At 50.1% G+C, this 6567-nt stretch carries 6 protein-coding genes; 2 read left to right on the top strand and 4 right to left on the bottom strand.

What is annotated here, in order from left to right:
• Positions 1 to 268: 268 nt before the first annotated feature.
• Both KNO58_RS12035 and KNO58_RS12030 read right to left on the bottom strand, forming a co-directional pair.
• Positions 269 to 1444, bottom strand: a complete 1176-nt coding sequence (locus KNO58_RS12035) for a PstS family phosphate ABC transporter substrate-binding protein (RefSeq protein ID WP_214754177.1) — start codon at positions 1442 to 1444, stop codon at positions 269 to 271.
• A gap of 32 nt (positions 1445 to 1476) precedes the next feature.
• A complete protein-coding gene (locus KNO58_RS12030; protein ID WP_214754201.1) occupies positions 1477 to 2343 on the bottom strand; it encodes a nucleotidyltransferase-like protein in 867 nt (288 codons plus the stop codon).
• 168 nt (positions 2344 to 2511) lie between these two features.
• Here KNO58_RS12030 and KNO58_RS12025 point away from each other — a divergent pair, with 168 nt between their 5' ends.
• On the top strand, positions 2512 to 2871 hold the full coding sequence (locus KNO58_RS12025) for a YgzB family protein (RefSeq protein ID WP_021067733.1): 360 nt from the start codon (positions 2512 to 2514) through the stop codon (positions 2869 to 2871).
• 29 nt (positions 2872 to 2900) lie between these two features.
• On the opposite strand, the gene perR is transcribed toward KNO58_RS12025, so the two are convergent.
• Positions 2901 to 3332 (bottom strand): peroxide-responsive transcriptional repressor PerR, encoded by a 432-nt coding sequence (gene perR, locus KNO58_RS12020; protein WP_029596002.1) that lies wholly within the window; start codon positions 3330 to 3332, stop codon positions 2901 to 2903.
• Positions 3333 to 3523: 191 nt separating this feature from the next.
• On the opposite strand from perR, the gene KNO58_RS12015 reads away from it, so the two are divergent.
• The gene (locus tag KNO58_RS12015; protein WP_214754175.1) at positions 3524 to 4822 is read left to right on the top strand and encodes a glutamate-1-semialdehyde 2,1-aminomutase; all 1299 of its coding nucleotides are present in this window, start codon (positions 3524 to 3526) and stop codon (positions 4820 to 4822) included.
• Positions 4823 to 4855: 33 nt separating this feature from the next.
• Here the strand turns inward: KNO58_RS12015 and KNO58_RS12010 are convergent, their stop codons facing one another.
• The gene (locus KNO58_RS12010) at positions 4856 to 6493 is read right to left on the bottom strand and encodes an ABC transporter substrate-binding protein (RefSeq protein ID WP_214754173.1); all 1638 of its coding nucleotides are present in this window, start codon (positions 6491 to 6493) and stop codon (positions 4856 to 4858) included.
• Positions 6494 to 6567 lie beyond the last annotated feature (74 nt).

Below are 6567 nucleotides of genomic sequence, written 5' to 3'. Positions count from 1 at the left end.
AAATGACGAAGCTTGCGCTTCATTCAAAAATGGTAAAACTTTTTTTGCCTCATCGTTCAGTTTTCAAAGTTCGTCTGTCGCTCTTGGCGACTTCATTAATTTATCACGTTGCTTATCTCCGCGTCAACAACTTTTTTCACAAATTGTTTTACTGAAATAATCTTTCGCTGTGACAACGTTTATAACTATAATCTCTATTTACCACTTCGTCAATAGAAATATTACAAAAAAATAAAAAAGGTTGAGCCTCCTTATGAGGCCCAACGCTTCAGTCTTTCGCGAGAGGCACATAGCCCGTCCGCTCCACCAATGTCTGTCCTTCTTCAGATGTCATCCAATCTAAAAATGGCTTATATGTTTCATATTGTTCTTCTGTCGTGATGGCATAAAATTCAGAAGTGATCGGATACGTCCCGTCAGCAATTGTCTCGATCGTTGGAGCAATCCCATTCACTTGAAGTAATTTAATATCATGATCTTCGACCATCTCGGTCGCATAGAAGCGGAAAGAGAAGCCGATCGCATTTTTATGATTAGTGTATGCGGCCGTCTGTTCGATAATACCGCCCATACCCTCCGGGACATCTTCAACAGGTGCATCCATTAATTTACGATTGCCCATCATCCGCTGCAAAGCCGTCTGACTCCCGCTTCCTTCTGGACGTTGAAATGCTCGAATCGGGTCATTCTCGCCTCCGACCTCACTCCAATTATCAATATCTCCGGCATATACTTGCTGAATCTCGTCTAATTTAAGCGAGTCAACTGGATTGTCTTCATGTACAAAGAAGACAAACGCTTCGCGCCCAATCGGTGTCATGTTGAACTTCATACCAGCCTTCTCAGCCGCGGCCACTTGAAGATCTGATGGTCCGGCGACAAAGATAATGTCCGTCTTCCCTTGAATCAACCGATCGTACGCCTCCCCCGTCGTCGTTGAGACGACCGGACTCTCCTCCGTACTATACGGATTATATTCGTCAGAAGGATAAACCGCTTCGACAAATGACGCATACAGTGGATAGAGTGCCGTAGCACCATCGAGGCGTGGGAGATTTGAATCGATTTTAAACGAAGATGGCGCATCAAGTTCAGCTAAATCGGATTCCTCTTTAAACGGCTGATAGTCATATAACTCAACACCGCGTTCTTCAATCCGCAAACCTTCTGTATACACGTAGTATCCTTTCACTGAACCGAAGAACACGACTCCAATCACAGTTCCAATCAATCCGACTCGTTTAAGTTGCCCCTTCGTTAACGACGAGAAGTCATATAGCGCCATAATAAGAATTAATAAAGCGGCCACGTACCAAATTGTCCAAAGAATCGAGCGTCCTCCTGCAATCGGATTACCCATCGTAAAGAGTGCTGTAAAGACCGATATGACTGCGGTCACCAGCACAATCATCACACTGCCTAATATAAACTTGACGATTTTCATCTGATTCAACTACTCCATTCGCTTCTATATAGTTAGGCAATCTCATAGGCGATGGCTTCGACCCCAACACCTTTTGTCGGTCGCACGACCGAACGGACGTATCCTTTGCGGACAAGGAACCCGACGATGCTACCTAGGTCGACTTTCAATGCTTGCAAATTCGGGTGTTCCATTAATTCCGAGAACGGCCACGGTTCGTCGCGTTGTTGCATCGTTTGCAAAAGCAGGAGCGTACCCGGCAACACTTTTGACTGAATCAAATGTTCCATTCCGATAATCACCAAGTGAATCCGCTGTTCGAGCGACTCTTGCCCACTCACAAGTTCCTCGTGGAGTTTATATATTTCTAAATCGAGTGTACGTACTTGTTTCCACAATACGATTTCAGGATGAATCCCGGCTTCCAAGACCGATAATCTAGCCAAATGGGTCAAAGCATGATGGATTTGGGTGAAGGCGTCCTGATGCTCTTCTTGTAAGAACAAGCTGCGCCCGTCTTCAAAGCGTCGCAACAACTTCGCAAAAGCGAGCGATAGTTGCAGGCGTTGCTCGTCGTTCGAGAAATTACGAAGGCGTTGTCGCAAGTCTAATAAAAACGTATTTCGTTCGAACAAGACCATCCCATCTTCAATCCAGTGGATGGCCCGACGATTCTCATTCATCAAAATCCAGCGGTCCATCATCGAATCACTCACCAAATGGAGAATGATTTTTTCTTGTCCGACCTGATAGTGTTTCACTGTCCAGAACGGTTCTTCTTTGGCTTCAATCACAATCAACAACCGGTCCGATTGGTCTGTCAACGGATCGCGTGGTCGTTTCTTCTTCACTTCGATGATGCCAAGCGTCGTCTTCAAGGCTGCATATTCCGAATAAATCGTGCGTGTGGCATACTCCATAGTCACCTTGATACCTTCTTTCTATATGATGAACTACAAACGTCCACCCAATAATCTGATACGAAAATGATTCGCCTTCTTTATAAAATTCTCCTGCCAGCGATTGTATGAACTTCTCACCGTCTTGCAGATGAGCTATAGTAAAGACAGACATGGAGGGATTATGAAATGAAAAAACGGGGGAATAAAATCAACCGCGCTCGAAACCTTGCGTTGTTGCTCGTCTTTGCGGGAATCGGGGTCATGTATCTCGGCCTGCTGGCGAAAAGCATCACATGGCTGATGATTATTTTCATGTTGCTCGGCTTCGTGATGGTGTTATCAAGTTCAGCGCTTTACTTTATCATCGGGATGGCATCTACGAAAGCCATCGTCGTCACTTGCCCGAACTGCGAGAAGCAGACAAAGATGCTCGGCCGCGTCGATTTATGTATGCATTGCGACGAACCGCTCACGATCGATCAATCGCTCGAAGGTAAAGAGTTCGACGAAAAATATAATAAACGCCAATCACATTCACACGAATAAAAAAACATCCTCAGGCAGAGGATGTTTTTTTAATGTTTATGCGCTTGTTCAGCTTGGCACGCAGGGCATGTCCCGTATACTTCGAGACGATGGCGATCGACTTTGAACCCTGTCAATTGAGATGCGACCGATTCGATCTCATCAAGGACCGGGTAATTGAAGTCAACGACTTTTCCACACGCATCACAGATGATGTGATAGTGACGCGACGTCACGAAATCAAAGCGGCTTGATGCGTCTCCGTAATTCATCTCTTGGACGAGACCGACTTCTTTAAAGACGCGCAAGTTGTTATAGACGGTAGCGACACTCATGTTTGGAAACCTCGCCGAAAGTGCCTTATATATGTCATCCGCTGTCGGGTGACTGTGCTCCGTGACGAGATACTCCAAAATGGCCTGGCGCTGAGGCGTCATTCTGACTCCATGTTCTCGGAGCGACTGAACAGCATGGTCAAGCATTTCGCTTCCCACGTCAATCCCTCATTTCTTCTATAGAATTCATTCGAAGTGTTAGTAGTAATTAACCTGTTTCTTACATAGTAATCTTTATAAATAGTGTACTGATTTCTGGAACGGTCGTCAAACGTTGAGCTTAAGCGGTTGACGGCTATGATACAATAAGTGCGAATTTGTAAAAGGAGGCAATACATATGGCAACACCATCTACACGCAACAATTCAGACGTTTTGTATACCGACGCCTTGACGCATATCGTCGGCGGGGTCAACAGCCCTTCCCGCTCATTCAAGGCAGTCGGTGGAGGAGCACCCGTCTATATGGAACGAGGAGACGGCGCCTATTTCTATGACGTCGACGGCAATCGTTATATCGACTATTTGGCGGCGTACGGGCCGATCATTACGGGCCACGCTCACCCGCATATCCATAAAGCGTTAATCGCGGCTTCGTCTAAAGGACTCCTTTACGGGACACCGCATGCGCTTGAAGTCGAGTTCGCGAAAAAACTAAAGGCGGCCATCCCGTCAATGGATAAAGTCCGTTTCACCAACTCGGGGACCGAGGCCGTCATGACGACCGTCCGTGTCGCCCGGGCTTATACGGGACGCGAGCTCGTCGTCAAATTTAGCGGTTGTTATCACGGCCACTCGGACTTGATGCTCATCGCAGCAGGCAGCGGGCCGGCCACACTCGGCTCACCTGACTCGGCCGGCGTCACACGGGCCACGGCGAAAGAAGTCATCACCGTGCCGTTCAATGACGTCGAGGCGTTCCGCGACATGATGCGCGAATGGGGCAGTCAAATCGCCTGTGTCCTCGTCGAACCGATTGTCGGCAACTTCGGCATCGTCGAACCGAAACCTGGATTCCTCCAGGCCATCAACGACATCACACATGAACATGGCGCCCTCGTCATTTATGATGAAGTCATCACGGCGTTCCGTTTCACATACGGCAGTGCCCAGCAAGTGTACGGCATCGAACCGGACATGACCGCTCTCGGCAAAATCATCGGAGGAGGTTTACCGATCGGTGCCTATGGCGGTAAAGCCGAAATTATGGAGACGGTTGCTCCGCTCGGGCCAGCCTATCAGGCCGGGACGATGGCCGGCAACCCAGCGTCGATGGCGACGGGACTGGCTTGCCTTGAAGTACTCGAACAACCTGGAGTATACGAGAAGCTCGACATGCTCGGCGCCAAGCTCGAAACTGGGATTCGTGAAGCCGCGGAAACACATGGCGTGACCATCACATTGAACCGTCTAAAAGGCGCACTCACGGTTTACTTCACGGACGAGATTGTGACCGACTATGAGGGAGCCGAAAAGTCGGACGGTGAAGTGTTCGGACGCTTCTTCAAATTGATGCTCGAGAACGGTGTCAATTTGGCCCCTTCGAAGTATGAGGCTTGGTTCTTGACGACTGAGCATAGCGAGGAAGATATCGAAGAGACGATTGCCGCGGTAAACCGCGCCTTCGCCCAACTATAAGTAAAAGGAGATGCCGCGGCATCTCCTTTTTGATTACACCAAAGGTCGGATCCACAACTGGTCGTAGCGTGGATGACCGAATATGTCGACCGGTACGTCGCCTAGAAAACTTGGGAAGCTCCGCTCTCGCTCGACATGGTATAGCGGAATGACGAGCGCCGACTCCGTCAAATGCCGTTCCACTTCCCGATGGAGCAACGGCCAAGCGCTCATATCGGTTTGACGGTAGCGGTCCATCAGCGAGCGGAGTTCCGTTTCATGGGCGACGAGCTTGCCGACGAGCGACAGTTCACTCGTCAAAAAGGCGAGAAACGCCAAATCCAAGTCTTCGCTCATCATCTCCCCGCATAAAATCAAATCGGCGCGGCGAAGTGTCTCCTCTTCGAGCAAACAACTGAGCGCATACGTCTCGGTCTCGACGGTGAAACCGGCAGCCCGCAACTGGGATGCGACGAGCGCCGCGTCTTCCGTCGCCACGTCGAACGGCAAGTGCAATAGTCGGAGCGGACGCTCGGAACTCTCGCTTGGCCCGTCCAGTGGAATCGGGCGACTCGTTTCCGGGAAGAAGCCGTGGGCCACCTGATGACGTTCTCCACCCAAATCGACGACTGCTTGTTTATCGATGGCCCGTTGAACCGCGCGTCGCGTCGCCACGTCCTCTTTCAACCAGGAGTGCTGTAAGTTGAACATAAGATAGCGCGCCCCAGCCTCGGCAATCCATTTCACGACGCTATGATCATCCCGGGCGCTCCATTTGGCGTGATCCGCTTCCGAGAACGTGACAAACTCCACCACGTCCAATGACGGACGCGGGCGCAATCCGCGCTCGAACGCCCGTAAACGCACGACGTCGTCGGATTGTTTCTCCAATTTGAAGGGTCCCGTCCCAATCGTCCCTTCCGCTCGTTCATATGTGATTGAGGCTGGCGTTTGAGCAAGCAAACGCTCGATATAGGCCCGATGTGCTTTTGTGTAAAGATCGACCACATACGGTGCGGGCGAATCGACCCGGTCAATCGGTGCGAACAACCAAACTTGTTTACCGCGAGCCAAGAGCCGGCTCAATGAATAAACGACATCTTTGGCCGTTAACGTCATCCCGTTGTGGAAAGCGACACCTTTCCGAATGTAACAGCGAAATCCGAACGACGTCTCCTCCATATGATGGGCTAGCGACGGTTGGACCGTCGTTCCGTCCCATTCGAACAGGCGGTCGAAGACGTGACGTGACAACGACGCCTCCATCGCGATATGGATATCGAGCGGATCGAGCGACTCGAGTGTGCGCGTCCGCGGGAAAATAAACCTGTCTTCTTCCGTCTGTTCGAAGCCAAATCGGTTCCAAATCCGCGCTTGAATCAGTTCACGTAAGGCGGGTGGCCACTCCCATTCCAACCATTTGGCCGCCTGCGCCATCGTAGCCTCAGAAAATGAGGTTACGACCCACGCCTGGAGCGTCTCGTCAAAGTCCGGCTGAAAACGAAGCATCGATTCATGGCCACGCCCTTTGCCGGCTTGATAGGTCACCCACCCCATCGTTTCCCATGCCTTGATATCGCGCTTCACTTGTTTCTCACTATAGCCGACCACCTCGACGGCTTGCCGAAGTGTCACGTCCATTCTGTTCGCCTGTAACGCATGGCGATAAATCGCCACTAGTTTTGCATTCATGTCATTCCCCCTAAAAGTGGACATGTCCAAATAATTTGTCTCTTTTTACCAAGTGTAGTCCACGTTTAAAGTAG

Origin of the sequence: Exiguobacterium sp. J17977 (assembly GCF_018616375.1) — a bacterium.
Lineage (GTDB): Bacteria > Bacillota > Bacilli > Exiguobacteriales > Exiguobacteriaceae > Exiguobacterium > Exiguobacterium mexicanum.
Note: the sequence above shows the minus strand (reverse complement) of the source record. Positions and strands in the feature narration are given on the sequence as shown.

Bases quoted from the DNA above. Each gene is read 5' to 3' on its own strand.
- KNO58_RS12035 (WP_214754177.1), bottom strand. From the start codon at position 1,444: ATGAAAATCGTCAAGTTTATATTAGGCAGTGTGATGATTGTGCTGGTG.
- KNO58_RS12030 (WP_214754201.1), bottom strand. From the start codon at position 2,343: ATGGAGTATGCCACACGCACGATTTATTCGGAATATGCAGCCTTGAAG.
- KNO58_RS12025 (WP_021067733.1), top strand. From the start codon at position 2,512: ATGAAAAAACGGGGGAATAAAATCAACCGCGCTCGAAACCTTGCGTTG.
- perR (WP_029596002.1), bottom strand. From the start codon at position 3,332: ATGCTTGACCATGCTGTTCAGTCGCTCCGAGAACATGGAGTCAGAATG.
- KNO58_RS12015 (WP_214754175.1), top strand. From the start codon at position 3,524: ATGGCAACACCATCTACACGCAACAATTCAGACGTTTTGTATACCGAC.
- KNO58_RS12010 (WP_214754173.1), bottom strand. From the start codon at position 6,493: ATGAATGCAAAACTAGTGGCGATTTATCGCCATGCGTTACAGGCGAAC.